Source organism: Ruminiclostridium papyrosolvens DSM 2782 (assembly GCF_029318685.1).
GTDB classification, from domain to species: Bacteria; Bacillota; Clostridia; order Acetivibrionales; family DSM-1351; genus Ruminiclostridium; species Ruminiclostridium papyrosolvens.
The window spans coordinates 562,957-589,632 of the sequence record NZ_CP119677.1 but is presented as its reverse complement, the minus strand read 5'-3'; the positions used below and the strand labels follow the sequence as shown (position 1 = coordinate 589,632).

At 35.4% G+C, this 26,676-nt stretch carries 30 protein-coding genes, 1 other RNA gene and 1 pseudogene; 7 read left to right on the top strand and 25 right to left on the bottom strand.

The window, feature by feature from the left end; genetic code table 11:
* Nucleotides 1-3: 3 nt before the first annotated feature.
* The 16 genes from P0092_RS02790 to P0092_RS02715 form a co-directional block, all read right to left on the bottom strand.
* Complete coding sequence (locus P0092_RS02790; protein ID WP_004620714.1) at nucleotides 4-1,275, bottom strand: phage major capsid protein; 1,272 nt, start codon at nucleotides 1,273-1,275, stop codon at nucleotides 4-6.
* The gene (locus tag P0092_RS02785; RefSeq protein ID WP_004620717.1) at nucleotides 1,269-1,844 is read right to left on the bottom strand and encodes an HK97 family phage prohead protease; all 576 of its coding nucleotides are present in this window, start codon (nucleotides 1,842-1,844) and stop codon (nucleotides 1,269-1,271) included. The genes P0092_RS02790 and P0092_RS02785 overlap by 7 nt, the downstream gene beginning before the upstream one ends.
* On the bottom strand, nucleotides 1,834-3,027 hold the full coding sequence (locus P0092_RS02780; protein ID WP_242831784.1) for a phage portal protein: 1,194 nt from the start codon (nucleotides 3,025-3,027) through the stop codon (nucleotides 1,834-1,836). The genes P0092_RS02785 and P0092_RS02780 overlap by 11 nt, the downstream gene beginning before the upstream one ends.
* Before the next feature lie 7 nt (nucleotides 3,028-3,034).
* Nucleotides 3,035-4,843 (bottom strand): terminase large subunit, encoded by a 1,809-nt coding sequence (locus tag P0092_RS02775; RefSeq protein ID WP_004620721.1) that lies wholly within the window; start codon nucleotides 4,841-4,843, stop codon nucleotides 3,035-3,037.
* The gene (locus P0092_RS02770) at nucleotides 4,836-5,216 is read right to left on the bottom strand and encodes a P27 family phage terminase small subunit (RefSeq protein WP_004620724.1); all 381 of its coding nucleotides are present in this window, start codon (nucleotides 5,214-5,216) and stop codon (nucleotides 4,836-4,838) included. The genes P0092_RS02775 and P0092_RS02770 overlap by 8 nt, the downstream gene beginning before the upstream one ends.
* A 71-nt stretch (nucleotides 5,217-5,287) precedes the next feature.
* A complete protein-coding gene (locus P0092_RS02765; RefSeq protein ID WP_004620725.1) occupies nucleotides 5,288-5,578 on the bottom strand; it encodes an HNH endonuclease in 291 nt (96 codons plus the stop codon).
* A gap of 173 nt (nucleotides 5,579-5,751) precedes the next feature.
* Nucleotides 5,752-6,300, bottom strand: coding sequence for a tyrosine-type recombinase/integrase (locus tag P0092_RS02760; RefSeq protein ID WP_276187058.1), 549 nt, complete (start codon nucleotides 6,298-6,300; stop codon nucleotides 5,752-5,754).
* Between the two features lie 193 nt (nucleotides 6,301-6,493).
* Nucleotides 6,494-7,903, bottom strand: coding sequence for a hypothetical protein (locus P0092_RS02755; RefSeq protein WP_004620728.1), 1,410 nt, complete (start codon nucleotides 7,901-7,903; stop codon nucleotides 6,494-6,496).
* 128 nt (nucleotides 7,904-8,031) lie between these two features.
* Complete coding sequence (locus tag P0092_RS02750) at nucleotides 8,032-8,568, bottom strand: hypothetical protein (protein WP_004620730.1); 537 nt, start codon at nucleotides 8,566-8,568, stop codon at nucleotides 8,032-8,034.
* A 668-nt stretch (nucleotides 8,569-9,236) separates the two neighbouring features.
* Nucleotides 9,237-9,476 carry a hypothetical protein gene (locus P0092_RS02745; RefSeq protein WP_004620732.1) on the bottom strand — a complete coding sequence of 80 codons (240 nt, stop codon included), beginning with the start codon at nucleotides 9,474-9,476 and terminating at the stop codon, nucleotides 9,237-9,239.
* A gap of 120 nt (nucleotides 9,477-9,596) precedes the next feature.
* On the bottom strand, nucleotides 9,597-10,439 hold the full coding sequence (locus P0092_RS02740; protein ID WP_004620733.1) for a hypothetical protein: 843 nt from the start codon (nucleotides 10,437-10,439) through the stop codon (nucleotides 9,597-9,599).
* Nucleotides 10,440-10,513: 74 nt separating this feature from the next.
* The gene (locus P0092_RS02735; RefSeq protein WP_004620734.1) at nucleotides 10,514-10,756 is read right to left on the bottom strand and encodes an AbrB/MazE/SpoVT family DNA-binding domain-containing protein; all 243 of its coding nucleotides are present in this window, start codon (nucleotides 10,754-10,756) and stop codon (nucleotides 10,514-10,516) included.
* A 274-nt stretch (nucleotides 10,757-11,030) separates the two neighbouring features.
* Nucleotides 11,031-11,540, bottom strand: a complete 510-nt coding sequence (locus P0092_RS02730) for a helix-turn-helix transcriptional regulator (protein WP_004620736.1) — start codon at nucleotides 11,538-11,540, stop codon at nucleotides 11,031-11,033.
* A gap of 112 nt (nucleotides 11,541-11,652) precedes the next feature.
* Nucleotides 11,653-11,913 (bottom strand): hypothetical protein, encoded by a 261-nt coding sequence (locus tag P0092_RS02725; RefSeq protein ID WP_004620737.1) that lies wholly within the window; start codon nucleotides 11,911-11,913, stop codon nucleotides 11,653-11,655.
* Between the two features lie 5 nt (nucleotides 11,914-11,918).
* Nucleotides 11,919-12,128: a helix-turn-helix transcriptional regulator gene (locus tag P0092_RS02720; protein ID WP_004620738.1), complete on the bottom strand. Its 210-nt coding sequence runs from the start codon at nucleotides 12,126-12,128 to the stop codon at nucleotides 11,919-11,921.
* A gap of 14 nt (nucleotides 12,129-12,142) precedes the next feature.
* Nucleotides 12,143-12,346, bottom strand: coding sequence for a helix-turn-helix transcriptional regulator (locus P0092_RS02715; RefSeq protein WP_004620739.1), 204 nt, complete (start codon nucleotides 12,344-12,346; stop codon nucleotides 12,143-12,145).
* 155 nt (nucleotides 12,347-12,501) lie between these two features.
* Between P0092_RS02715 and P0092_RS02710 the strand changes: the two genes are divergently transcribed.
* From P0092_RS02710 to P0092_RS02700, 3 genes are all read left to right on the top strand, one after another.
* Complete coding sequence (locus tag P0092_RS02710; protein ID WP_004620740.1) at nucleotides 12,502-12,849, top strand: helix-turn-helix domain-containing protein; 348 nt, start codon at nucleotides 12,502-12,504, stop codon at nucleotides 12,847-12,849.
* Nucleotides 12,850-12,930: 81 nt separating this feature from the next.
* Nucleotides 12,931-14,220, top strand: a complete 1,290-nt coding sequence (locus tag P0092_RS02705) for an AAA family ATPase (RefSeq protein WP_004620741.1) — start codon at nucleotides 12,931-12,933, stop codon at nucleotides 14,218-14,220.
* Nucleotides 14,210-15,127, top strand: a complete 918-nt coding sequence (locus tag P0092_RS02700; RefSeq protein WP_040759168.1) for a DUF4435 domain-containing protein — start codon at nucleotides 14,210-14,212, stop codon at nucleotides 15,125-15,127. Before P0092_RS02705 ends, P0092_RS02700 begins: the two co-directional genes overlap by 11 nt.
* Before the next feature lie 57 nt (nucleotides 15,128-15,184).
* Here the strand turns inward: P0092_RS02700 and P0092_RS02695 are convergent, their stop codons facing one another.
* From P0092_RS02695 to P0092_RS02680, 4 genes are all read right to left on the bottom strand, one after another.
* Complete coding sequence (locus tag P0092_RS02695) at nucleotides 15,185-15,772, bottom strand: hypothetical protein (protein ID WP_004620743.1); 588 nt, start codon at nucleotides 15,770-15,772, stop codon at nucleotides 15,185-15,187.
* Nucleotides 15,773-15,835: 63 nt separating this feature from the next.
* The gene (gene rnhC / locus P0092_RS02690; RefSeq protein ID WP_004620744.1) at nucleotides 15,836-16,744 is read right to left on the bottom strand and encodes a ribonuclease HIII; all 909 of its coding nucleotides are present in this window, start codon (nucleotides 16,742-16,744) and stop codon (nucleotides 15,836-15,838) included.
* Nucleotides 16,745-16,748: 4 nt separating this feature from the next.
* Nucleotides 16,749-17,858, bottom strand: a complete 1,110-nt coding sequence (locus tag P0092_RS02685) for a type II toxin-antitoxin system RnlA family toxin (RefSeq protein WP_004620745.1) — start codon at nucleotides 17,856-17,858, stop codon at nucleotides 16,749-16,751.
* 60 nt (nucleotides 17,859-17,918) lie between these two features.
* Nucleotides 17,919-19,229, bottom strand: a complete 1,311-nt coding sequence (locus tag P0092_RS02680; RefSeq protein WP_004620746.1) for a cold shock domain-containing protein — start codon at nucleotides 19,227-19,229, stop codon at nucleotides 17,919-17,921.
* A gap of 232 nt (nucleotides 19,230-19,461) precedes the next feature.
* On the opposite strand from P0092_RS02680, the gene P0092_RS02675 reads away from it, so the two are divergent.
* Complete coding sequence (locus tag P0092_RS02675; protein ID WP_242831785.1) at nucleotides 19,462-19,902, top strand: ImmA/IrrE family metallo-endopeptidase; 441 nt, start codon at nucleotides 19,462-19,464, stop codon at nucleotides 19,900-19,902.
* Nucleotides 19,889-20,956 (top strand): annotated as a pseudogene (locus P0092_RS02670) (recombinase family protein); the annotation flags it as partial. The gene P0092_RS02675 and the pseudogene P0092_RS02670, both read left to right, overlap by 14 nt.
* 437 nt (nucleotides 20,957-21,393) lie before the next feature.
* Here the strand turns inward: P0092_RS02670 and ssrA are convergent.
* From ssrA to P0092_RS02650, 4 genes are all read right to left on the bottom strand, one after another.
* Nucleotides 21,394-21,813: a transfer-messenger RNA gene (gene ssrA / locus P0092_RS02665) on the bottom strand.
* A gap of 183 nt (nucleotides 21,814-21,996) precedes the next feature.
* Nucleotides 21,997-22,461: an SsrA-binding protein SmpB gene (smpB, locus tag P0092_RS02660; RefSeq protein ID WP_004620748.1), complete on the bottom strand. Its 465-nt coding sequence runs from the start codon at nucleotides 22,459-22,461 to the stop codon at nucleotides 21,997-21,999.
* Nucleotides 22,462-22,581: 120 nt separating this feature from the next.
* Nucleotides 22,582-23,439, bottom strand: coding sequence for a PHP domain-containing protein (locus P0092_RS02655; protein WP_004620749.1), 858 nt, complete (start codon nucleotides 23,437-23,439; stop codon nucleotides 22,582-22,584).
* 70 nt (nucleotides 23,440-23,509) lie between these two features.
* On the bottom strand, nucleotides 23,510-23,992 hold the full coding sequence (locus P0092_RS02650; protein WP_004620750.1) for a DUF402 domain-containing protein: 483 nt from the start codon (nucleotides 23,990-23,992) through the stop codon (nucleotides 23,510-23,512).
* A gap of 183 nt (nucleotides 23,993-24,175) precedes the next feature.
* Between P0092_RS02650 and P0092_RS02645 the strand changes: the two genes are divergently transcribed.
* Nucleotides 24,176-24,481 carry a hypothetical protein gene (locus P0092_RS02645; protein ID WP_004620751.1) on the top strand — a complete coding sequence of 102 codons (306 nt, stop codon included), beginning with the start codon at nucleotides 24,176-24,178 and terminating at the stop codon, nucleotides 24,479-24,481.
* Nucleotides 24,482-24,588: 107 nt separating this feature from the next.
* The gene (locus P0092_RS02640; protein ID WP_004620752.1) at nucleotides 24,589-25,296 is read left to right on the top strand and encodes a lytic transglycosylase domain-containing protein; all 708 of its coding nucleotides are present in this window, start codon (nucleotides 24,589-24,591) and stop codon (nucleotides 25,294-25,296) included.
* Between the two features lie 270 nt (nucleotides 25,297-25,566).
* On the opposite strand, the gene tsaD is transcribed toward P0092_RS02640, so the two are convergent.
* Nucleotides 25,567-26,616, bottom strand: coding sequence for a tRNA (adenosine(37)-N6)-threonylcarbamoyltransferase complex transferase subunit TsaD (gene tsaD, locus P0092_RS02635; RefSeq protein ID WP_004620753.1), 1,050 nt, complete (start codon nucleotides 26,614-26,616; stop codon nucleotides 25,567-25,569).
* Nucleotides 26,617-26,676 lie beyond the last annotated feature (60 nt).

Here is a 26,676-nt window from a genome sequence, read left to right as displayed (position 1 = left end):
ACCCTATGCCTCGGATGTATATTCCAGCGTAACAAGCACAAAAGCTTCCTTCTTGGTTGGTTTACCATCAAACCTGCCCTTACCTCTGAAAGCCATCTGGTCTTCGGTAAACTTAACATGCTCTGACTTGTCGATTGATACATTTTCTCTTTCAACAAGCGTATACTTGCTAAAATCTCCATAAAGGATTGTATCGTCGTCCATGTTATTATTGAACACAACCCTTAAACCTAACAAATCAGGGTTCTTAAGGTTTGGCAATTTTGCAACAACTTCCCCTGTAGAAGTAGGCTGAACGCTATATCCAAGCAGTCTGTTATAATATGTAGAACGTTTCATGACTGCAACAATTTCACCTATGCTGTCTTTACCTGTGTCTATTACAGCAATCGGTTTAACAATATCGGCATACCCAGTTGGATCTGTAACTATAACTTTGTTTGTCGTTGGCAACTGAGGGATAATCCCCTCGGGCTGTTTACCAGTAGCTCCTGTCCCTTTTAATATTGCTAAGTCAAGACCAAGTGATATTGCACGTGCAATTTTTTTGACTACGTAATCATCAAGGTTGATTATGCTATCCTGTAACATTGAGTTATCAACAAAAGTAACTTTTCCAATCTTGTAACCGTCAAAGCTGATATCTGTGATTGTCCCGACTTCCGAGGTTGGTAATGTGCCAGTCTGTTCAATCCATGTTGCTGCGGTAGTATCAGTATCAATTAATATTCTGGCTGTTCCTTTTACGGTTATTCTATCGACCAATGGATATAACGTTGAGTAATCTCCCAATATATCCATTATGCGGTTAATAACTACTTCTGGTATTGTTAATCCTTCGCCACCAATTGCTCTGAGGTTTTTGAATTTGTCATAGAACTCTTTAACCTCTGCCCTCTCGTAGTACTCCCCTGTCTTTAAAAGTTCCCTTATCTGATACCTGTTCATACTGTTTCCTCCTCTTTCTTCAATATCTTTTTTAGATGGTTTTGGATTGTTTCCTCTCGCCTCAATCTCAGCAAGTTCTCCCTCAATACGTGTGATTTCGGCTGAGGCACTTGTAATTTTTTCATCTGTCCCAGCTTCAGCAATTTCATTTTCAAGGCTATCAATACCCTGTTGTACAAGAGCGATATCTTCGTCAGTCTTTGCTTCCTCTAGAGCCATTTTAAGTTCGTCCTGCCTTTTCTTAAAATCGGTTCTCTTCTCCTGTAGAATCTGCATTTCAGCATTTCTTTGCTTTAACTCTGCCTGTAATTTCAGCTGTTTTAGCATCTAATCCCCTCCAGTTTCTTTTTTAAATCAATCTTCCTTTGCTCCCGGCTTCTTTTTTGAGACACCTTGAAGTCTTTCTTCCTTGCCTGTATTTCTGTCTGTGGGTATGCCGGAAATGTACATATTGAAACCTCCATGGTATCTGCTTCATTTACTGTCCAGTGCAATCCGTCATCGTTTTCCTCATAGTCCTCTCCTTTAGGCTCAAACCCGAAGGAGCATCCTGATATGTCCCCTCTTTCAACCCGTGCATAGACATCCATTGCCTGTGAATCATTGGGGTTAATCTTTACCCTACCCCACAAGCCATATGAATCCACTCTCAGTTCAAGTGTTTTACTTGCTGTTCTGCCCAAAACAAATCCGCTGTCATGGTTGAACAAACAGCGGATATCGTTATTTTTTATTGAATTGTCGAATGCCCCTCTTGCTATCTTCTCAAAGCACCGGGGCCAGAGTTCTGTTTCTTGCTCAAATACTGAGAAATATCCTTCTATGTATTTGTCATCTTCGCCCTCTGCCCTAGTCTTAAGTTCACTTTTGAAATAGGAGTGTCTTTTATTCAGCACCCGTATCACCACCTTTCAATTTTTTCTGATCTCCAACCTTCTCAACAGGAACGTAATTTTCAAGTACAATATAATCGTTCATTCCGGGTTTATCTACAGGAGGATAATCAAACTCTGCCCTTCCTTCATTTCTGTTCAGCATACCTCCGCCCACAAGTTCCTTCACAAACTGAACCTGTTCTGTAAGGTTGTACTGCATAAGTGATTTAGGGTTGAATTTAAAGTACGTTGTCGGTGAAAATAAAAGTTTCTTGGACAGCTCCTGTTGCAGGATCATGGCTATGGACATTATCGTTGTCGAAATAAAATTGTTGTACTCTTCCTTATTAAAAGCACCTACTCCAACCATAAAGCCGGGAACTCCTATTGCCGCCGCTATGACTTTCAAGTCTAGGGTTATACTGTCCTGTATTGCAAGGTCATTAAGAGTAAGGGGCTGTATTGTTTTAACATCAATCTCCCCCGCCGGAATCAACCACGGCTCACCTATTTCAGTTGTCTTAGTGTAACTGCCAAGAATTTTTGACCGCTTTTCAGGATCCTGCAATTCCTCTGCATCAGAATTGATTGCTATTATCATGCTCGGTTTCCATTTACTTTTCAGAAAACCTTTTTTAGTTACATTCGCTTGCAGGAGGTTCATCACCGTTTCTTTAATCAACTGTGTGTAGCCTTGTCCTTTAAAGGGGTAATCATCATCGGGATTCAAAACAAAATGCAGTACTTCGTCAGGGTAATATGGTGTTCCTCTATACCTTATTTGATAACTGTCCCCCACTTCATCAAAATGCAGACTGTCGGCATTCAGTATTTTCAGGTTATCAATCAAGCCGTTTTTTACCTGCGGGTATGCAACTGCATTACCGGTCAGTATCATATCAGTAACAAGCTTGTGAATGAAGTTTTTTCGGGTCATGTTATTGTTTGGGTAAATGTCAATCTTCTTGGATAGTTCATTCTTAAGCCGTATATCACCGTTTTTTCCGTTCTCCATTAACATGATTGTCATGTTGGACACCAGATCGGCAATCTTAAACACACACCTTCTTATTTCTTCATTTTTGGATAATGGCGTATAGCCTTCCGGGCAAAGTATATCTCTGGCATCCGTACCATTAAGCCACAACGTTACCGGGTCTGCCCGTGTCTTATGCCTTCTAAATGGGTTTTTCAATTTTCTCACCACCCTTCTAAAACCATCCGCTTAATTTACCTTTTTCCAATGCTTCCAATTTCCTTACACATGCAAAAACAGAGGCATCGAATATATCAATCCTCTGTGAATCCTCAACCTTTTCATACTGTACCATGTCATCCGTTTTCTCTATTGCCCTTACATTCTGAACACAGTATTCATATGCCTGAGAGCTGAGATAATATAAATTGCCGTCCTTTGCCTTTTGTTCTATTCGTCTGAACCCCTCGGACTTTTTATAGAAATATTGAGGTTGGTCAATAATATTGAAGTTTGCTTTCTTCATTCCAATAAAATATTCTCTACAGAATTTTCTATCATGCCCAACCTGCTTTATTTTAAAGCCCATGTTTCTCATTTTTTTAAACCAGTTGACAATCTCAGCATGATTAACTGTTGCCGAATTACTCATGTCAAGCCAGCCGTCATCCTTCCAGCCAAATAGCGGAATGCTGTCTTCATCTGCCTTCTGAGCTGCCGCAACTATAGGGAACCATGAATGGGAGATTATAATATCTATTTCTTCAGGTACTTCTATTACCTCTCCCTTTTCATTTGTTATTTTAATCATCCGCCCGGTCATGTAGCTTCCATATAGAGCAGCTGCCGTCAAGTCATGGAGCTTTGACAAGTCCGCACCGCCATACCATTCAATGGGCAGGTTTTTCAGGAACTCAATTTTTTTATCCAGTTTCCACTCCGACTTGATGTTCAGCTTTGCTTCGCAAGCTGTGTCAGACTTTCTGAATTCATCAATGTTGAAGTATGCCCTTAGTGCGGCAGTAAATACATTTAATGACTTGGCAAAAAAGTCTTTTCTCAACTGAGGATCGTTCATGGCCTGCAACGAATCATTCAAAATATCGTCGGGCCGGATTGACACTCCATATGCAGGGTTTGCCATCTCATGTATTACCGGGTTTGTATAGTCAACATCTCCGTTCTCTTTTTCATCTGCCTTGCAAATAAAGACAAAGTACTGCTCATCGGTTACTGTCTTATCAAGAATCTTTTTACAGTACTGAAGCTTTTGATAACAGAAGCTCGTCATACTGTCTCCGGCAGTAGTAATACCTATCATCAATTTATTTGTGTATGCCTTCATAGCTTCCTTGATAATGTTGTACTGCTTCGGTGTCTTGTATGCGTGTATTTCATCAGCTATACCGATATTACAGTTAAGAGAATCCTGACTGTCCGGGTTCGCCGCCAGTGCCTGAATAAATAAAGAACCGTCATCCAAATCCCCGCTAATGCTGTGTTCCTGATTATTGTCGATAACCCGGAAGTTTTCCTTCTCTCCCATCTGTTCCAGATTGAAATTGATGAAGTTGAAGCTTTCAAGGGATTGTTTCAAAGCAGCGGCAACAATATATACCTTGCTGCCACTTCGCCTTTCCAAAATACCAAGGGCCCACGCAAGAGCAGCGGCAAAACTTGTCTTGATGTTTTTTCTGGGAATAAAAATAAACGCCTCTTTGAAGCGTCTTCTTTTAGTCCCTTTGTGGTAAAACCCCAAAATGTTATATACAATAAATTTATGAAACGGTTCCAATAAAAAAGGCGTACCCCGAAGTGGAGTGCCGTCTAACTTTTCCCCTTGCATATGTACGAAAGTATTTTCAATCAACTCAATAACGAATTCGGCATCATCAGTCCTAAAGTCGTATAGTGGATTCCCTAAGTCCTTTAAAAATCTTTGACAGCCTTGGATCTGTTCTTTACAAGCAATTTTTTTATAGCTTGTGATACTTCTGGCATACTCCATTACAATATCAAAATTACTAACTTTAGAATCAGCCATTCTTACTCATCACCTGTGTGAGCTTGCTTGTTTTTTTCTTCGCTTTCATTTCGTCATTTATTTTTTTCAAGCCTAATGGAGTCAGTCCCAAAATGCTCCTGTAGTTAACAAGGTCACTCCGTAAATTTTCAATAGCCAAGTACGTTGCAGTTTTTCTGATGTTTGTGAATCCCGAATTATTGGTGTACTCCTCCATCATCTTGCCGCCGCTGATAATGAAATCCTTGTATGCCCGATTGTAAATTTGCTGAGTCTCGGCATAAATTTTAACAGTGGCATCAAATTGTGGCTTGTAGGTGTTGACTTCCTGCATTTCTTTAATTGTGTTTTTAATGATTTTGTTAACTTCTTTTTGTTCCGGTGACATTGACATTTTTAACAACCCCCTTTTTTTTAAAAATTCCGGTCTATTGGAAAAGCCTCCCTATCCCCGGTGTCCCAAAGTTAATTATTTTTGTCCTTGGGTGGGGGGGTTCTTTTCCTCAATGCTTCTCCCAGTGGTGTCAATTTCTTGGTAAGCCTGTCATGCATCTTGTTGTGTACGCTATTTGCAAGGGATATGAGGTTCCAATCTTCCCATACGTACTCAGGATATTCATCAGCAGGCCAGATGTGATGAACCATATCAGCATCGATTCTTTTTCCATACCGTTTACTTTCCTGACACATGTAACCATCACGCTTTAAAATGTGTTCCCGTTTCCGTTCCCACCGCTTGGAATTATAATCAATCATATTAACACCTCAACAAATTAAAATTTACATACATTATAGAAGGAAAAATTTTCTCACTTTAACATATCTATTATTCTGTTAAACTGGCATATTCCTTGCAAAGCCTTGTATCAATGCATCTTAGGCTAACATTGGAAATGAGTTTAACACGTTCTCGTTATGTTAATGTCAAATCAAAATAAACGAAATTTCTTCATGCTTTTATTGATGTCTTCCTGCTCAATCCCAATGTACCTTAAAGTAATTTTTTGGCTTGAATGATTGAATATTGTCATTAACAATGCTGCATCTTTGAATTGTTTATAGTGTTGATAACCAAATGTTTTTCTTAATGTGTGAGTACCGAGGTCAGGTATGTCAAATAAATTGCCAACCTCTTTCATTATCTGATATGCTCTTACGCGACTTAAAGGAGTATTTTTCCCTTGTCTACTTGGTATTAAATATTCGTTAGGATTCTTCCCTTCACAATATTTTTTTAATTCTTTTTTTAACTCAGGATTTATTTCAAACTTTTTCTCTTTCTTAGTTTTCTTTTCACGAATCCTGATTACATCTTTGTTTTTAACATCACATATCTGTAGTTTAAGAATGTCTGAAATTCTAAGTCCTGAATAAGCACCAGTGTAGAACATAATAAAATCCCTTTTATTATTCATCTTTAGGTACGAACAAATTTGTTTAATTTTTTCAGGTTCCCTTATAGGGTCAACAGTGTTCATCTCAAACCACCTTCTTTGCTTAAATCTTTAGGAAAGCAAAAATACCGTCCCGGCCTTCACCCCGAAACGGTACTTTTCAGATTACATAATAACATCATTCATTGAGACATTGCATCGACATGTTTTGGACATGTGGTTATATGACATTATTAATATTAATATCTTCTTGAAACACGCTGTCTACTTCAATTAATCACAAATTTTTATCATTTGAAGAGTATTCATTATTTACTGTGAGCTCACTTACAAGTTGTTGGTGTTCTTTTCGCATATGGATTAAAAATTTTATCAAACTTTTAGGTTTGGTCAACTCATAGAACATCCTTGAGAAAATACTATCATATAATAGCCCACTAGTCCCTTCATATGTAATTTCTATTGCCTGTCCTTTGTATTCGAAGGCCTTAATATCAGAATTACTGTTAATATGTGCGGTTTCTTTCTTTGATAAAATTTTATGTGTTATTCCATATTCACTCATCTGTTTAAGCCATTTCTCTATATCCAAACACATTAAAATTGTCTTCTCACTATTAACAATTTTTATTTTATCTTCCAAAGAAAATGGATGAAGGAATATTGGGAAAACAGCTGGAACTCTTAATGAATTAGCAAAATTAATAATTGGAAACTCTATTTTTAACCCCCTAACCCATTCTATAAAAGCCTTTACCATCCCTAAGAGACGAATATTATTATATACTCCAACTAAGAGACAATCATCTATTACCCGTATTGAGTAGTTTTTCTTGTTTGTCTCCATAAGCATTTTGTTTATCTCTTGATCAAAACTTTCTACTTCGAAAACGTCATTGGGTATTGATATATTCATTCCAGTGGCGTTATCAACGCCTTTACCAGTATTTATTGTATTTATTGTTTCATAAATAATTCTTTGTTGTTTTATGTATCTATCAAATTGTTTATGAAATTTTTCATTTTCATCTTTGGTAGCTAAATATAGCATATATTCACATTGAGTTTTCGAGAAATCATCAATTATTTTTTCAATTTTTTGATTTACCAGCCCTTCTTTTAGTTCAATAATACCTATTCTGTTTTTCTCTCTATCACATATTAATAGATCGCCGACTTGCATAAATGATGTAATATCAGATATCAATGGAAAGTGCAATTTATTTGCGTCAAATATTTCATCTACAGTTTTTATATCATGAGTTATATTAGCACTTTTAATATCAATTTGATTTACATTTCGGTAAAGACGCCTAATAGAGGTTCCATCAAGTTGTACAAGTTGCCAAGCAATAGAGTCTGCAAGCTTTCTATAAATAAACTCTTTATCTTCAGTTTCGCTTATTTTTTTCCTTAATTCTTTAGACAAATCCTTGTTCTTGCTATTATTGGCTTCGCTTAATCTATTTTTAAGTTTCTTTTTATATATACTTTCCTTCTCAAGACCTAACAATATATCTTTTTGAGCGATCATAAAACCTGTATGTACTTTCTCAACAAACTCATTATATAAGTCAATATCATAAAATTTTAATAATTTGTCAGCATTCCGTACTCTATCGATACCATATTGAAAAATCAAATACAAAATATGCTTAATCTCTTTTATAAATTTTTCATCAAACATCTATGCCCACCTCCAAAGTAAAATTTTACAATAATATACCATAAAACCCCATTGATGTAAAACGGCATTTAATTAAAAAGAAATACCATTTTGTTTCTGCTCAAAATGGTATTTTCTTTCTCTGTTACTTAGGCATCCAGCTTCAAACCATCCACACCGAATATCAAAACCGATAATTCTTCAATAGCATCTTTCCTGTCCCTTTCAATAGTCTTTGTACTGCAATACAGCTCCTCAGCCATCTGACTATAAGTCTTTTTGTCAATATACAGACCCACAAGCACCCTATATTTTCTCTCCTTTTCCGGCTCGGACTTTGTTATGTACTTGTAGTAACCGAGAATCCTTTTAATGTGGTTGACAATAAGATAGGTTCTTTCCCTTGTCCTCATAATTGAACGGACATAAACTTCGTCCTCATCATCCTCCACCTCATCCAGAATATCAATTGCATTGGCCTGCTTTAGCTGTTTGCTGGTATACAGTGCCGTGTTGCAGTGTGCAACAAATTTGTTGTAATTCTTCAGCAGTAAATCAGTATTCCTTAACCTCCTGTCAAACCGTGATTTCCTTTTTTCCTCCTTCTCCTTGCTGATCCTGTCCAGAGCTTCCCTTACTCCGGCTTGGACTCCAATCTGAATCATCTTGTCAATTGAAATTTCCACTGCATCTCCCGCCTTTCTCTCTCTAATCTTGTTTTCTACTGCATCTGTGTTATAATAAAAGTGACATTTGTTTGGGCGAGAGAGCCCTTTTTTTTTGCTTATTTATATATTTTTGTGCAACTAAAAAACCGCACTTCTTGAAAAATGAATGTGCGGTAAATTTGAAATTTTATTTATTTTCTATAATAATTTAAAAATATAACTTAATAAAATCAACCCAAAAGTAAATATTCAGAATAGGGTTAACCACTATGAGAATGACCAACATCATCATGGCCCGTTGATGTACGTAATTATTTGAGGACTCTATGCTAGGATTATTATATGTAATACCATACATCATGGTACCCCTCGATTTTCTATTCTTCATTTTAATTATGACTACACGACATATAATCAATAAAATCCCATAGAATAAATTAATTAACAAAGGTATAGTTGTTATATTTCTTATATCGAACCATTTAGAAGTTTTCATACTTTCAATAGCCCAAACAATAAAGCTTATGGAAGTCACTAGGATACATATCCATTTTGCCCATTTAAGGATTATTAGGATATCACCATTTGCTAAAGTGAATAGAAACCATGATATAAAAATAAATACTATTACAAAACCAATCACAAATAAAAATTCCATGGTTACCTCTTTTTCCTGATATTCAGTACTACCATCTTCTTCTCTTATATCCTACCCTTATACTTAATAATCCAAATGCCCAAAATATTAATATAATAAATATCCGTGCCACAATATCTGAAGCATTGGTAACTTCACTTGTAAATAAGCCTTTGAAAAACAGTGGCTCAATAAATAAGGCAACTCCGAAAATGTAATAAATTAGGGATACAATAAATGGTCTATAAGGTCTTTGATGTTCTCTTACGCTAATTAATTTATTTTTCATAAATTAAAGCTCCTATTTAAGTTAAATATAAATAATACTATATCTGGAATCAAGTAAAGTCAATATTTCAATACCGCACTATTCAGTTTTCAAAGAGCAACTTTCTATCTTTTTACATTTTCAGCCCGTGTTATTAAAGAACCCGTCAAAGTATTCGTCTCCGTATTCCCTCTGTTCGAAGTTGCTCCTGTTAGATGGCTTCTCATTTTTCTGGGAGGAAAACATGGTGCTGTTCTTTTCCCATGTTCTTACACAAGCTTTCCAATCCTTCACTTTTGATTTACCTCTCATCCATCCGTTAGCTATGTAATGGTCAACAAACTTTTCAGCATCCACACTATTATTTCGTTCCTGGCAATAATCTTGTACTTCCTCAAGTGTAGGTGGAACAAATTTTTGTGTTTTAGGATTTGACACATATATATCTTTTAATTCTTTTATATTCTTAATATTCTTAATATTCTTTTTATTTGGTTCTCGGTTGGTTTTCTGTTGATTATTTTGTTGGTTGTCAATATCCTTTAAAGCATTATCATTACTAGCGTTGTAGTTGGTTGTTTCGTTGGTTATGTTTTGGAGTATATTTACCCTATCAGTGTCTAAAATGTCATTTGACTGGTACTTCTCCCAGTTTACAACCGTAATAACAGAATACCTTCTGCCTACAGTGTCAAGTGTAATCATTGAATCCTGCTTCAAGAGGTCAATAATGCTTCTAAGCTTGCCCTCTGGAATATTAAGTAGCCTGCTCCACTCAGGACGGCCATAAATCAGCTGTCCTGAGTGAATAGTCACCATTGTTCCCTTACAGGGCTTTTTGTAGTCTTTGTATGCAGCACTAAGAAGAATATAGTTCCAGACTTTAAAAGCATATGCATCTTGAAAAACCCAATGATCAACAATATTTCTATATTCTTTTATAAACCCTTGTATATTACCGCCTCCTGTATATTGGAACTGCAACCTCCGCTAAATCAAATAATGAAAGTTGCCTCGGCTGAAGAAATATTTTTTTATGACAAAACCTTATCAAACTGCTATGCCTTACTAATATCAGATATACAATCAGGACATATATTTTTCCCCTTAAAATTAGTTATCTTCTTAGCATTACCGCAGAATGTACAAGCCGGCTCATACTTTTTCAAGATAATAGTTTCTTCATCCACAAAAATCTCTAAAGCATCCTTCTCCTCAATATCAAGTGTTCTTCTCAGCTCAACGGGTAAAACAACTCTACCCAACTCATCAACTTTTCTTACTATACCTGTAGCTTTCATATAATTAAATCCTCCTTAGAATTTGTAATATTTAAATAACTCAATATTCCTATTCGACCTTCTAAATAGGCAGCATTGTGTCTTTATACTCATTGACACAGGCCGACCGCCCATGCTAGAATCAAATTAACGTTTTTATTTTAGCGGCTTATATAGCTGCTTTTTTTATGTCTTTTTCTACTAAAACAATCTTTCTGTCTCCATCATAGGAAACACTCAAGCCCAGCTTTCTGAGCAGTAATGCAAGTTTGACTGTCATAAACTCTGCCCCTCCCTACAAACACACAAGACCTTCGTCAATATATCCGCAGTTTACTTCCCTTATGAGACTTTCAAGCTCACCGACACCATACTCCCTGATAAGCTGTTCTTTAAGAGTTTCAATCCAGTATTCAGCCTCCAGTATTTCCTTGACCATCTTCCGCATACGGGACATATCAGTGTTTGTGACACTCTGGTATGCAAACTCCTTTAGACTGTTCACATGCTCCTCGGCTTCCTTCATATTCCTGACAGTAATAGCAGTCAGATTTTTGGGCATCTTGTTTGGAAGTATGAAATTAAGTTTCCTTCCTATAGGACAATTACATTTACAGTGTGAATTCAACAGAGCAGGTTCATTATAAAGCCGGGCCATATTAAAAACATTCTGAGGATCTGGCGCTGTTTCGCCGTTCTCCATATTTGAAAGAGTCTGCCGTGTGACGTGAAGCTTTCCAGCCGCTTCCTTTGTACCAAGCCCACAAGTGATCCGAGCCTGCCGTGCAATTTCTCCAAACTTCATTTTACTTTCACCTCCTATTCGTAAAGTTGAAATGTACCAACTGAAATAGACTTGCAATGTAGCTGGTAATATAATGGCAATGTCAAACCACTTCATACCATGCCTTCACTTCTCAAGCCCCTTCCGCCCGGTGTTCCAGTCCCTGGGGAGTTCTCTCCCCCTCCTGCATCTTCAAATCGTCGAGCATCTTGCCAACATAGCGGTCAACATCTCCAACAGTTGCTCTTAATAACTTGTTGGTATGTTCCTCAAGTGTTATTTCCGGCACTTCTCCATATGGCTCATAAGTCTCGGAAAGCTTTTCCCCTGTTTTCCTGTCAACCGACACCTTGTGGATGTACTGCTTAACCTTCACATCTACTTCAACTGCCACTTTTATCACCTCCGGCAATATAGAATACTTCCCCCCAGCTCCTTACCAAAGAATGAGCAAACTTTCTGCATAAGACCCGGCCCGGGAGAGAACTTCTGGTTTTCAAGCTTCGACAAATATGTGCGGGTCACTCCCAAGACTTCTGCAAGGTCCTCCTGATTAAGTCCTCTGGACTCCCGTAATTTTTGAATATTGTTTTTGATAGGAATGTTCATATTTCCCTTGCCTCCTATGCGGATTCTTGCTCTTCATCATAGAACTTTGTCCATTCAAAACCTAAGACTTCGGCAATTGCTTTTGCTGTATCAGGTGAAGGTCTTCTACCACCAAGTTCAATCTTATTTATCGTTGTAACATCAACCCCGGCCAATTTGGCTACTTTCTGTTGTGTAAGATTTTTAGCAATCCTTAAATCTTTAAGCCAATTTCTCAATTTATCACCTCCAAAACTAACTAGACGAAATGTCTATCTATAATATATAGACATTTCGTCTAGTTGTCAATAGTCTTTATTAATTTAATAGACTTTTAGTCTATTTTATTGTTTTAGGACATTTTGTCTATTATCCTATATTTAGGAGGATTATTATGCTTACTAAACGGTTAATTCAATTACGGGAAGAAAAGAAATTAACAAAAAAAGAAGTTGCTGAATATTTAAAAATTGATCAGTCAACATATGGAAAATATGAATTAGGAAAAAGGGAACCTGATTATGAAATACTTGTTAAACTAGGTGACTTTTTTGAAGTAACAACAGATTATCTTCTCGGGCGTACGGATATGCGGAATATCGCAAAATCCTCTCATGAAACAAAAGCATACCACAATCTTGATATAGCTGGCCTGCCAGACGAAGCCGTTAAACAGGTCGAGGATTATATTGAATTTGTTAAACAGAAGTATAACCCGGATGGGAGTTTGAAAAAATTATAAGAATATAACTAGTAACTTCATCGAAGATGCTTTATAAATAACCGATACCTAAAATTTCATTTCTTAAGGAGAGTGACAATATTGATTAAAGCAATAAAAGTAAAGAAATTATTTGGGATTTATAACCATGATATAACATTAAACAACTTTGGTAATGTTACAATTTTGCATAGTCCTAATGGTTCTGGTAAAACGACTATTTTTAGAATGCTAAAAGCTTTAAATGAAAAGGACTTAAATATTTTTACGATAATACCATTTAAATCGTTTTATATAGAACTTGAAACTTGTAAATTACAAATCCATAAGTTAAAGTCCGGTAAAGTTAAGCTAAAAGCAATTTATTCGACCTCAACAGAGGAATTTGAATTCCCTATAACTCCCCATTCGACAAGTACTAAATTCAATGTAGATGATTGTATGATGCCAACTTTTAATGAGCAGTACCTTCTTCTTGATCATAATTATGTAGATAGATCAATCGCTACTAAAAAGCGTATTCTTAAGTATCAAACTCATATGCTCTTAAGCAATATTCCTTCAAATATGAAAAGAGTATTAGATGAGTTAAATATAGAATTAATTGATGCTGAAAGGCTTTTGTCAACAAAGAAGGATTCACAAAATATAAGGAAAGTAACAAGTTACCCAAATGAGTTAAAAGAACAAATCTCTAAATATTTGTCTAAAAGTGGCGTAATATCCCAAGAACTTGATGCAACTTTTCCAAGCAGAGTAATAACATCATGTAATAAACCATCGTCAAACACCATTAACGATGATGAACTCCGAAAAAAATTAACTGAATTATCATTTAAAAGAAATCAATTAAAAGATAAGGGAATATTGTTTGAAAAATCTAGTCCGATATTAGATCAATTTGAGACAAAAGATTTTGCAACTAACGAGGTATTAAAACTTGTACTTTCATTATATATTGATGATAATTTTGAAAAATTAAAAGTTCTTGAGGAACTGTTGAATAAAATCATACTATTCGAAACATTAGTAAATAAATTTTTTCTAGATAAAGAAATTGCTGTTGATAACGAAAATGGATTCAAAATCTATTTTAAAAAAGGTGATTTAGTAGGACAGGAGGTTCTTCCTGCTGTTCTCTCTTCCGGTGAGCAACACTTTTTAGTTCTATTTTTTGAGTTAGTTTTTTTAACTCCCAAAGAATATTTAGTATTGATTGATGAACCAGAAATTTCACTCCACATTGCATGGCAATTGAATATGGTAGATAATTTAAAGAAAATCTCCGAACTTAATAATACCTCGTTCTTACTTGCAACGCATTCTCCATCAATCATATTGAATCACAAAAATTCTGTTATTGCTACGGGGTATGAAGACGATGTCCAATAAAAGACCTGATAAAATTGATATAAATTATTTAAAAGCACTATTAGATATGTTAATTCCATCTAAAAGAAAAATAATATTATTAGAAGGTTCTACAGATATTGATTTCTTAAAAATTTTAACCGATAAATCAGAGAAAGACATTCTATTCATTGATGCTAACGGAAAACCTAATATAGAGCAGCTTTTTATTGATATCACTGAATTACAAAATAACCAGTACATTTTAGGTGTTGTAGACAAAGATTTTGGAGATATTTTTGAAAAGAAATACGAATGGGATAATATACTGCAAACTGATTTTACTAGTATAGAATATTACTATATTTATTATAGTGGTTTTTATTCATTTGCACGAGAAATCTTAAGCAAAGAAGGTATTAATAAGTTTTTGGGTTTTCAGCCTTCTTTAGATTTAGATAGATTTAAATCTTTTTTACATACATCATTAAAAGCCCTAACAAAGTTGAGAGTTTTATGTTTCAAGAATGGATACCATATCCCAATTAATAATATTTTTTCAACATATAAGGATAAACAAAGAAAATTTGTAGATTCAAACAATAGATATAAAAAATTTAAAAATATTTTTGACCCTAAATTATTTATTTTGGATGTTAACTTATTGCTAACAAATATTAGAACATCAAAAGAATACACTGAAAAATGTAGTTGCCTAGATTTTGAAAAAGTTAAGGAAGAATACAATCTGTTCGAGATTGATGAAAGTTTAATTCTTACAAATGGACATGATTTGATTTCATATATTACATGCCTATACAATAAATATAGTAATAGTAATACTAAAGGTGATAGAGACATAGAAGAAATTATGCGTTGTTCAATCACAGAGGAAATGTTTGATGAATACGAGTGTACTAAACAGATTCGCCAATGGATTTTAAATTAGAAAAAACTAGTGTATGACCAACTTACATGTTCTGGCTCATAACACTAGTTTTTTATTTTAATTAGTGGTACGACTTGTAAAATATTCGACTAAATTCTCATTTTTATCTGATACTTCAATTAACTTATTATGAAATTTGTTGGTTAACTCTTGTATAAGATATTCATCCAAAAATGATTCTGAAAAAATTCTGGCAAAAATGTCAATTTTTTCTCTCTGATTTAATGTAGAACTTATTAATGTGCTCCACTTGTCTTTATAATAACCATAAAAGAAATCACTAAGAACTTTATTATTATCAAAGTTTATCTGTTCAACTTTGTCGAAGTATGAACAATTAGAACTCTCCCATTTATAAATTCGATTATCTTTAATTCCAACATACTCAAGTAAGTCAACATAAACTTCAGTTTCATCCATATTTATACTTATTTCATTTAACATTTGCTTTAAGGATTTATAAGTTTGTTCGGGATACTGTGCTGGGCTTACATTACCTTTTCCATACACAAGTATGATGGCGTGTTTTTTGTAGCTTTTCACCTTTTGTAAGTAAACTTTGAAACTTCCCTGTTGTTCATCGTCGGGATTATATAATAATTCAAAAGAAAGAGATTTAAGAAATTTCCCATTTAGTATCTTCACTTGCTAACACCCCTTTCATCATACAAATAGTATCTTAAATACATTACCACATGTAATATTATTTCACAAGTTTTTTAACTTGGTCTTTATTGTATTATATGTACTAAAATGCATTTTAGATATTTCTTTCAAGAAATCTAAACCTTTTAACTCAGCAATTTTTAATGCAGTGTTGATTACGTTCTCATTTGCACCTTTAGGTAACTCAATCCCTAATTTATTTTGAAATAGCTCTAACCACTGTAAATAAAAACTTCGTGCTAAAATTGATGCTGCAGCAACAGCTATTTCTCTCTCAGCATTTTGAATTAAAACCAACTCAGCTTTATTATTTGAACTTTTCTTTAAAACAAAATTAGATATAAAGTCCATTCCAGCAAACTTATCTATTACTATCATTTTTACTTCATTACTTTTTACTATGTTTTCAATAGCTTTTGAATGAGACCAAGCAAGTAGTGAATTTAAGTTTTTAATTTTATCATATAATTCATTATATTTTATGGGTGTAATCAAGATTTTATCAAAATTTCCTATCTCTTGTATCTGTTGAGATATAATCTTTATTCGATTATCTGATACCTTTTTAGAATCTCTAACACCTATTTTCTCTAATTCAATTACTTGTTTGTCATTTTCTATCAAAAAAGCAACAGTAACTAATGGCCCAAAAAAATCACCTTTTCCTGATTCGTCAGAACCAATTCTAGGAAATACTGTTTTTATTAATGGATCTAAATCATTTTCAGTAATTGCTTCTGAATATTCTAATAAATTCTTTACCTCAACGTACCACTTGTAACTACTTTTCCCTTGAAATAAAACTTTACCACTTTTGTAAATCGTTATTACTACATCTCCAAGCTTATATGTATAGTTATCCCCAGTTTTTAAATCAAACAAACATTCTAACAAATACTTTTTAAGCTTTTCTTTATCACTTTCATTTTTTAGCACTATGACTTCATTCATATTTCTACCTCGAAAAAATTGAGTAAGTACTCGAAATAGCAGATAATATTTGATCTACAATATCCTTTGCATCTTCAATACTGTCACATGTACGAGTTGCTAATCCAGTAGAATGTGAATATGGATTTCGATCTTCTTTATAAATTTTGTATAAACCTTCAAAGGCCCTATCATTAGATGGATTTCTTGAGTCACCATAATTCCTATTTATAAAATATGTATCCATATATTTATCTTTTTCAACAAGCCAGCTTAACGATAGTTTTGGATCATATACTTTTTTCATAACTTCCGGTATTCTAGATCCAATCTTTTCTGCAATCATTTTACGTAAATATCCCTCCAAACCCTTGAATGCAGGATTAATGATTGCAGAATACTCTTGTAAAGGATTATTATATAGTATTAAGCAAATAGCCGAATTAAGAAATTTTCTATCATGTGGAAATAAAATATCATAAGCTGTTTTAAGCCGATCTTTTAATATATTCTCCGCTTCGTTAATTGCTGTTGTTGCTATTTTTCCGTTTATATTTTCGTCACCAGTAATTCTGACGAGCATTTCGCTTACTGGTGAATCTAACTTTTGTTCAATCCAAATACAAATATCATCCCACAGGTAGTTATTTTTACCTTGAAGTAATAGATTTGTTCTATAACAATGAACTGTAACTTTTTCATTGTCCTTAATAATATCCCAATAAAATACTTCGTATAACGTCGCATGTTTTAGCTGTATAGTTCCACCTAATTCATTTTCTATGTATTGCTTGAATTCTTCAGTAAATTGTTCATTAGAAGAGAATTTAGTTAATAAGTTCTCATATTTTGCATAGGTTGTTTTAACTCTTTCAATATTACTTTTATCTCCAACTGCTATTTCAAGCAGTTCTCGGCCTTGCTCATGCATCTTTCCAAATTTATATTTTGGATTCATGAATCCATCCTTTGTTATGTATATTGCAATAATTCCTACATCAGAAAATTTGAAATGATAAAGTTTTTCATTCTTTTTCTCTACACCACTTACACTTATTCCCAGACCTTTACATGCATCAGTTAATTTCGTTATAATTTCCTCTTTTGTTAACTTAATATTTTCAAATACTTCCATTCTCTCTCTCCTATATATAAGAAAATTTATTATAACTTTTACTACCAGTTCTTAAACTTTTTATAAGTTTGCTACTACTTTAATCTGTTTTGCAACAGGCCCCTTAGTAGACTCCTGTATAGAAAAGGTAACGTCAGCCCCTTCACACACATTTTTTTGGTGTGTCTGATATACATCTGATATGTGAAAATAAAATTCTTTTTCCCTATCTTTAATAAAACCAAATCCTCTTTCACTTACATATTTTTTTACTTTGCCTTTTATAATATCACTTACTATATTCTTCTTAAGCTTCTTTAAAATATTGATATCATCATTTTCAACATTTTTTAACTGAATTTCATTATTTATTTCATTTAATAAATCATTAGCTTCAATATAGTCGCAATTATACTCATTTTGCTTTATCATAATAGCTTTTTCCAACTCTGATTTAGCTAAAATTAGTAATCCTGCAACATAATAAAGCTTGCCCATAGCAAAATAGTTTTTATGATTTTTAGGATTTAGTTTTATGGATTTTTGTATATTAATAAATGCATTTGGTAAATCATTTTTCTTTATATACTCTTCTCCCAACAGTCTATGCAAATAATCTCTATCCCTCGTTTTTAACAGTCGAGTATATAAATCAATGGCACGATCAACGTCATTTAATTTTGAATAAATCTCAGCCCTCAACTCATTTATGTAGTATTTATTGCCATTTGGAATAACCTTAAGAGCTTCTTCGTATTCACCTTTACTACAAAGGGCTTTTGATAAAATATAACTATAATCTGGATTATTTTTATCTATATCAATTGATTTTCTGATTGAATTTATAGAACCATCCCAATCAGATCGTTCTAGTAGTATTTTGCTCTTCTGAAAGCAGATATCAGCATAATGCTGTTTTTCTCTGTTTTTTTCTACGTCAGACATCTTATTCCATAACAATTCACACTCACTGAAAAGTTTAAATGCTTCTAAATAATTAGGAGATTTAAGCCTTTGTATCTTGCCACTTGTCTGAGTTAATGCATATCCTAATCTGTATTTTACAATAAAATAATTCGGATATTTCGTCAGAGATGTTCTAAAGAATTCTATCGCTATATTCCACTCTTTCATTGAATAATACTGATATCCAACCATATAATCCCATTTAGCTTTCTTAGGTTCTCTTGTTATTAATTCCTTAAAAGCTTCAATAGCTTTATGATATTGCTCTAATCGTGAATAGCACCATCCGATCTTTTCTATAATTTTTATATCCTCTGGCTTTATTAGAAGTATATTCTTATATGCTACTAATGCATTTGTCCAATCCTTTTCTTTTTCTAGCTTTTCTGCATATTCCATACTGCTTTCATCTATTTTAAACTCCATTCTCAGCTCCATGGTTTGTATTTAATGTAAAATTTTAGTTTAATTATAACGTTTTATCCAGTTATTTGCAAATTATAATAAATTTATTAATTTAAAACCTTTAAAAATCATTAATACTATGCTAAAATTTAGAACATATGTTCGACAAATTATTCGAGGTAACCATATGATACCAACAGACAAACTAGAATTTATATGTAGAAAATGTCACATTATCAAGGAGTTTGCCCCCTTGCCCGAATCAATACTAGGCTACTATTATTGTGATGGAAACTATTATGTTATTTTGATTAACGAAAGTATTAGGGATGATGAGAAGCTTTACCGCTGTGTCCTTGCGGAAGAAATAGGCCACTACAGGACCACCATTGGCGATATAACCCCACGTAAATACATGTGCTACAGGGACAGGCTCACAGTGGACAAAAAAGAACATTTGGCCTTACGATGGGCCACAGATTTCATGGTACCTACAGGTATGCTTATTGATACGCTTAGAGAATGGCTACAGCCGACACTTGATGGTCTGGTGGAATACTTTCAGGTAACTAAGGAATTCATGCTGCACAAGCTGAGATTTATGTCAAAGCAGAATTGTCTCTGGGACATAGACGGTAAAAGAAGTTTGTACCTTGCCAACTTTCCGTCAGTACATATTTATGAAAGAATATAACATGGAGGTGTATATCATGATAGCTGCTATATATGCAAGATATTCAAGCGACAACCAGAGAGAGGAATCTATAGATGCACAGGTAAGGGCCATTAATGAATATGCCCAAAGGAACGGTTATAGCATAGTCAAAATATATTCGGACGAGGCACGATCCGCCACAACCGACAATAGGCCACAGTTCCTTCAGATGATGAAAGACAGTGCAACAGGTCTGTTCAATGCTGTTATAGTCCACAAACTGGACAGGTTCAGCCGTGACAGATATGATTCTGCCTTCTACAAAAGGCAGCTTAAAAAGAACGGTGTAAAGCTTATATCTGTTCTGGAAAATCTGGACGACAGCCCGGAGAGTATCATTCTTGAATCGGTACTGGAAGGCATGGCCGAGTACTATAGTGCAAACCTTGCCCGTGAAGTTATGAAGGGCATGAAGGAAACAGCCCTACAGTGCAGGCACAACGGAGGTACTCCTCCCCTTGGTTACGATGTGCTTCCTGACAAAAGCTATGCTATAAATGAATCTGAAGCACGGATTATAAGAACTATATTTGAAATGTACGCATCCGGCCACAGCTACAATGAGATAATTGACACCATGAACCGTGAGGGCTACAGGAGTAAGTCCGGTCGTTCCTTCGGCAAGAACAGCCTCCACGATATACTAAGAAATGAGAAATATACCGGTACATATATTTTTAACCGTACTGTTAGCAAAGCCGGAGGCAAGCGTAACAACCACAGTTCAAAGTCGGATAAAGATATAATCCGGGTGGAAAACGGAATGCCTGCTATTATATCCAAGGAATTATGGAATGAGGTGAGTAAAAAGATGATTGGAAACAAACGTGCCAGAGCCGCCAACTCTGCAAAGGAAACTTACCTTTTGAGTGGTCTGGTTTTTTGTGGGGTATGCGGTGGATCCTTTGCAGGAAACCGTAAATTTTCAGGCCGTAATAAAAACCTGTATGTAACATATGAGTGTACTACCAGAAAACGTAAACGCACCTGCTGCATGAAATCCATTGAAAAGAATTTCATCGAAAATCTGGTTATCGACCAGCTGTTATCTGATATTTTCGCTCCCGATGCCATAGAGAGAATTGCAGACAGGCTTGCCGAATATGCTAAAACCAGAACATCTGAGATTTCAAAAAATATTAGGGACTATGAAAATGAACTAGCAGGAATTCAGACACAGATAAACAATACTGTAAATGCAATTGCTAATGGAATGTTCCACCCTTCCATGAAGCAGAAAATGGATGAATTGGAGGCAAGAAAATCAGCTCTGACAATCAGGATTGAGGAAGCAAAGCGACAGGCGGAAATAAATTCTCCCTCAAGGGATTTCATCCGTTCCTATCTGGAACAGGATTCAGATATAAAAAACAAAAGCCCGGAAGATCAGAAACGGATCATCCAGACTTATGTCGTTAAAGTTATTGTCTACAATGATAGGATTGACACCTATACAATTGTGGACTTTGATGGTGGAGGCGAGGGGAGTCGAACCCCTGTCCGAAACCATATCCTCAAGAACTTCTACGGGTGTAGCCTGTAATTTCTGCATTGCTCAGTATCCCTTGCGGGACTTGAACCCTGCGTTTCCCTACGGTGGACCCCTACAGGCAGGGTGCCACTTTCGGTAGCCTTTAAAATCCGACTCAGCTCAAGGCTACTACTGAATCAGTGCTAGCATTTAACCTTCCTATGCAAAAGGGCTGACTTATCGACGCCAGTGCCCCCAGGTGCAGCAACCTGGGACTGACGGGCTGCCATTAGGCAGCAGCTAAAGCGAAATTATCGTTTTTAGCGTTTAATTTTATGTTCTCGTTTTTTAAGAGGCCCACGAGAATCCTCTACCCGCTTATCAAGTCTCAACAATCCCGTCGAAACCATTACGCCCCCATGTATAAAATATTATAGAATCAAAAATATCTGACCTATAAATAAATTGTAACAGATTAATTTAACAAATTAAAGGCGAATAAATAAGCTTTCAAACAATATTAAATTATCAATAATCAGACTACTATAATATCATCTCATATGCATAACTACAACAGCTGATTTATGGAATATTTACATATACTACCTAAGCTGCTCTTTCATTTTTCTGTCAATTTCCCTCTTAGCATCACGGGCTGCAATATCATCTCTTTTGTCATACAACTTCTTACCGCGCGCAACACCCAGCTCTATTTTGACCATGCCACGTTTTAGGTATGCCTGAACAGGTACCAATGTAAAACCCTTTTGCTGGGTCAATCCTATAAGCCTGTTTATTTCAGACTTGTGTAAAAGAAGCTTCCTGTCACGCAAGGGATCTTTGTTAAAAATATTACCTTGTTCATAAGGGCTTATATGCATTCCGCTGACAATAACTTCACCGTCGACAATAGCTGCATAGCTTTCCTTTAGATTGAGCTTACCCTGTCTGACAGACTTTACCTCTGTACCGGACAGCACAATACCAGCTTCTATCGTTTCTTCGATAAAATAATCATGACGAGCTTTTTTATTTTGAGCAACAATCTTAACTGCTTCCTTAACCATTTTTTTACCGCCCACTGCTAATTTTAATTAATGCTACAATTCATCAAGATAAAAAATAACCCTTTTGGGAAAGGGCTAAAATTAATTATATCACTACAATAACACATAGGTCAAGTTTACCTATCTGTTCATGTTATTCTGGTATTCCCTTAGTTTATCCAACAATTCATATGGAACCTTGAGACCGCCTCTTCCGCACCCCAACTCGATTCCGGATTTAAAATTTCCATGAAAATCACTTCCCCCGGTTACAACCAGTTCATGCTTAATAGCAAGCCTCAAAAATTTACCCGTATCCTCTTTAGTATTTTCACTATAATGAGCTTCTATACCTCCAAGACCGTACTCTTTGAGTTCCTTGAGCAGTTTATCCATCTCATCATAACTCTTTCTCAAAAAAACAGGATGAGCAATAACGGGTACACCTCCGGACTTTCTTATAGCCTTAATTCCATCCGCAGGCTCAAGCTCAAATCTCTGAAAATAAGCAAGTCCTTCCTTACATAAATAAATGTCAAAGGCTTCGTCTATGGTTTTGACATATCCTTTAGCCACCAAAACCCGGGCGATATGGGGTCTTCCCGTAATATCACCCATTGCCACATCCTTTACCTCATCCTCTGTAATTTCAATACCCAACTCATTAAGCCTGTTTATGATTTTTTTGTTTCTGTCTTCTCTGCCCTTTTTTACAGTTGATAACTCTGAACGTATATTCAGATAACTATCACCCTCCGGAAACAGGCCCAAAATATGCATTTCAGGTTTGTATCTGACACTTATTTCTATCCCGGGAATAACTTCGACACCAGACCGCTTTCCTTCCTTGATAGCCTCCTGAGTGCCGTCCACAGTATCATGATCGGTTAACGCTACTGCTGCAAGCCCTCTTTCTTTAGCATGGCGGACAAGTTCTGCCGGGCTCATGCTTCCATCTGATGCTGTACTATGCGTATGCAAATCAATAAAATTCTCCATCCAATCATCTCCGTGTTTTAAAGTAATCGGGATATCCCGCTTAGTCTTTTCTCGAATCGTAAAATATTAACTAAACCTTCCAGTATTTTTCGTCCATACATATTGCAGGAGGAAAAACACCTTTATAAATCTGCTGTAGAATGCTATCCATTTTTTTAAGAGAACTGCAGGCCTGTTCCTGAGTTATCAAACCTTTTTCCAGTGCTTCAGCAAGCTCGTCTGCATCAAGTACTTTCATAGTACCGTCCGGCATCAGCTTAACATCCAGAAGTAAGTCAATCAATGTAAACTTGTCGGTTGCATTATCATACTCAACATTAATTATATCACAGTACCAATACGCAAACCTTTTGTCTGCGTCGTAGAATCGGCTTATCTTAATACCCTCTTTCAAAAAAGTATATGAAATTCCTCCCGAAATATCATTTCTTGGCTTAATTGCCTTCCACCTTGTGATTAACAACTCCTCATCCCTAAACAAAAGTTCATCGCTGGAAATATCAACAGTCTCAAATGGGATATATCTGGTTCGAAATATGCTTGGCTTATTCATTTTATCTCCTAAAATCATCAAAAATTCTTATGGTTATTATACATTACAAATAATTATTTTTGAAGTATATATATAATTATATGTAAATGTATTTCCCATTTTATCACTTTCCTAACAGTTAATGCTATAATGTAGTAAATTATTTTATTTTTATGGCAGTTCGGGTCACGGAGGTTTTTAGTTATGAAACATAAGAAGTGCTGCAAAAGCTGTGAGAGAGGTTTATCCCTGCATCTGACCAATGATATCTTATGCAAATACCACGGAGTTGTAACGCCGGATTACGTTTGTTTCAGATATAAGGAGAGTGCCGCTTCAACCGCTTCAAAAGACGTTAGCCTTAAATGTATTCACTGTGAGAATTTTATTGTACATATTGACTCTCCGAATGAAAATGTAGGCCGTTGCAAGCTCTTCTCAGAAAGACATTTTGATGGTACAAGCAGAAACCCATGCTCCAAGTTCAGTAAAAAAATACTTATATCGTAATACACAATATATTTAAAATCTAAAAATGTCTGTTAAATGTTTATTCATTTATACCGATATAATAATCGTAGATTATATTTACAAATGAAATGTAGTAAGGTGATTATATGAATATTGATATAGACGCAATTTTCAAGCAAAAACTGTCAGAGATTGAAAGCAGGCTCTCAGGAATTCCCGGATTTAATACAGGAAATTCCGATAGCTCAGATATTCCTTTTAAAAAATATCTTGATGACGCCACTCGGTTAGGTTTGGCCAATTTCGTAAACGGACAAGATACCAATGCTTTGCAGAATACGTCGCTGACAAACTTACTTGGTCAACTTAATAACAGTAGTACTAATAACCTTTTAAAAGCTCGTACGGCTCTGGCAAACTCAAAAGCTTATATACCCACAAATGTAACTGAACTTATGAATTTAATCAATTCAAATATTGACATTGCCTCAGCAAAGTACGGAGTAGACAAAGAATTAATCAGAGCAGTCATTAAGCAAGAATCCTCCTTTGACCCTACTGCTATTTCTAACGCAGGAGCAGAAGGCTTAATGCAGCTTATGCCCGGCACGGCATACGGACTTGGCATAAAGGATCCCTTTGATATTGCCCAAAACATTGACGGTGGAACCCGTTATTTAAAAGACCAGTTGGAAAAATTCAACGGAGATATCAGCCTTGCTCTGGCAGCATATAACGCCGGACCAAACAGTGTGGCAAAATATGGTGGGATTCCCCCTTACACCGAAACCCGAAATTATGTGAAAAATGTCACAGAATATTTTAATCAGTATAAAATGTCAACAAGCAGGTAAATACCTGCTTGTATTTTATTTCTAGCTATTACATTTTCTGAATTTAAGAACAGTTAATCACAAAGTTATTCACACTATCCACAAATTTATCCACAAGTCTCAAACACTTATTTCCCAAATGTTTTATGGAGTTTCCACAGAATCCGTAAATTATTCACAGTATTTTATTCACACCTAACTCTTCAAATGCCATAACCTGTATGTTTACAGGGTTTAAAGGTGATTATAAAAATAGTGTAAAAAAATGTAATACCCTTCTATTTACTAATATCACTGTGAAAGGGGGCCATTATTGTTTTTGGAGATACTTGTGGATAACTTCAAGCCCGGAACGGCATTTAAATCCATACCTGCTCTTTTTCCATTTATAAACTCGTAGTAGGCAGCACAACCTATCATAGCCGCATTATCCGTACAAAGTATTAAACCGGGATACATTACCTTTATACCTTGTTTTTCCGCCTTTTCCTTCATGTCTTTCCGAAGTTGTGTATTTGCAGCGACCCCACCTGCTATAGCTATTTTGTCAATATTCTTCATTTTTGCTGCTGTTATGGTATTTCTCACCAGAACATCTACAACCGCCTGCTGAAAGCTTGCAGCTACATCCGGAATACTAATCTGCTCCCCGGTTTGCTCCATTCTGTTAAGATAATTCAAAACCGCTGTTTTCAGTCCACTGAAACTAAAATCCAGTGAACCGTCCTCAAAGGTTACACGGGGAAATTGAATAGCTTTGCTGTTGCCAATCAGTGCATTTTTATCAATCAATGGTCCTCCCGGATATCCAAGGCCTATAGCTCTGGAAATCTTATCAAAAGCTTCTCCGGCGGCATCATCTCTGGTCTGCCCGAGAATCTCGAATTCACCGTAGCCTTTAACGTGGACAATGTGGCTGTGCCCGCCGGAAGCCACAAGACATATAAAAGGCGGCTCCAGCTCCGGCTCCTGCAAGTAGTTAGCTGCAATATGCCCCTCAATATGATGTACTCCCACAAGAGGCTTGTTGGCAGCAAATGCAATTGCCTTTGCAGCAGTCAACCCCACAAGCAGCGCTCCTACTAGCCCGGGTCCATAGGTAACACCTATGGCATCAATTTCCTTTAAGGAAACACCCGCCTCCTCCAACGCTTGATGTACAACCGGCATAATCAGTTCAACGTGCTTTCTTGATGCTATTTCAGGAACAACTCCACCATACTTTTTATGCAAATCTATTTGAGATGAAATAACATTTGACATTATATATCTTCCGTTTTTTATAACTGAAGCAGCAGTTTCATCACAGCTGCTTTCTATACCAAGTATAAGTGTATCCATGAATTTTCCTCCGATTTTTTTGCTTTATTTTATCATAGCTTAATGGTCTTCAATAATCAA

Excerpts from the sequence above, each read along its gene's own strand:
- P0092_RS02790 (WP_004620714.1), bottom strand. The coding sequence starts at position 1,275 with ATGCTAAAACAGCTGAAATTACAGGCAGAGTTAAAGCAAAGAAATGCT.
- P0092_RS02775 (WP_004620721.1), bottom strand. The coding sequence starts at position 4,843 with ATGGCTGATTCTAAAGTTAGTAATTTTGATATTGTAATGGAGTATGCC.
- P0092_RS02770 (WP_004620724.1), bottom strand. The coding sequence starts at position 5,216 with ATGTCAATGTCACCGGAACAAAAAGAAGTTAACAAAATCATTAAAAAC.
- P0092_RS02765 (WP_004620725.1), bottom strand. The coding sequence starts at position 5,578 with ATGATTGATTATAATTCCAAGCGGTGGGAACGGAAACGGGAACACATT.
- P0092_RS02760 (WP_276187058.1), bottom strand. The coding sequence starts at position 6,300 with ATGAACACTGTTGACCCTATAAGGGAACCTGAAAAAATTAAACAAATT.
- P0092_RS02755 (WP_004620728.1), bottom strand. The coding sequence starts at position 7,903 with ATGTTTGATGAAAAATTTATAAAAGAGATTAAGCATATTTTGTATTTG.
- P0092_RS02745 (WP_004620732.1), bottom strand. The coding sequence starts at position 9,476 with ATGAAAAATAAATTAATTAGCGTAAGAGAACATCAAAGACCTTATAGA.
- P0092_RS02735 (WP_004620734.1), bottom strand. The coding sequence starts at position 10,756 with ATGAAAGCTACAGGTATAGTAAGAAAAGTTGATGAGTTGGGTAGAGTT.
- P0092_RS02730 (WP_004620736.1), bottom strand. The coding sequence starts at position 11,540 with ATGAAGTTTGGAGAAATTGCACGGCAGGCTCGGATCACTTGTGGGCTT.
- P0092_RS02720 (WP_004620738.1), bottom strand. The coding sequence starts at position 12,128 with ATGAACATTCCTATCAAAAACAATATTCAAAAATTACGGGAGTCCAGA.
- P0092_RS02710 (WP_004620740.1), top strand. The coding sequence starts at position 12,502 with ATGCTTACTAAACGGTTAATTCAATTACGGGAAGAAAAGAAATTAACA.
- P0092_RS02700 (WP_040759168.1), top strand. The coding sequence starts at position 14,210 with ATGTCCAATAAAAGACCTGATAAAATTGATATAAATTATTTAAAAGCA.
- rnhC (WP_004620744.1), bottom strand. The coding sequence starts at position 16,744 with ATGAATGAAGTCATAGTGCTAAAAAATGAAAGTGATAAAGAAAAGCTT.
- P0092_RS02685 (WP_004620745.1), bottom strand. The coding sequence starts at position 17,858 with ATGGAAGTATTTGAAAATATTAAGTTAACAAAAGAGGAAATTATAACG.
- P0092_RS02680 (WP_004620746.1), bottom strand. The coding sequence starts at position 19,229 with ATGGAGTTTAAAATAGATGAAAGCAGTATGGAATATGCAGAAAAGCTA.
- smpB (WP_004620748.1), bottom strand. The coding sequence starts at position 22,461 with ATGGTTAAGGAAGCAGTTAAGATTGTTGCTCAAAATAAAAAAGCTCGT.
- P0092_RS02655 (WP_004620749.1), bottom strand. The coding sequence starts at position 23,439 with ATGGAGAATTTTATTGATTTGCATACGCATAGTACAGCATCAGATGGA.
- P0092_RS02650 (WP_004620750.1), bottom strand. The coding sequence starts at position 23,992 with ATGAATAAGCCAAGCATATTTCGAACCAGATATATCCCATTTGAGACT.
- P0092_RS02645 (WP_004620751.1), top strand. The coding sequence starts at position 24,176 with ATGAAACATAAGAAGTGCTGCAAAAGCTGTGAGAGAGGTTTATCCCTG.
- P0092_RS02640 (WP_004620752.1), top strand. The coding sequence starts at position 24,589 with ATGAATATTGATATAGACGCAATTTTCAAGCAAAAACTGTCAGAGATT.
- tsaD (WP_004620753.1), bottom strand. The coding sequence starts at position 26,616 with ATGGATACACTTATACTTGGTATAGAAAGCAGCTGTGATGAAACTGCT.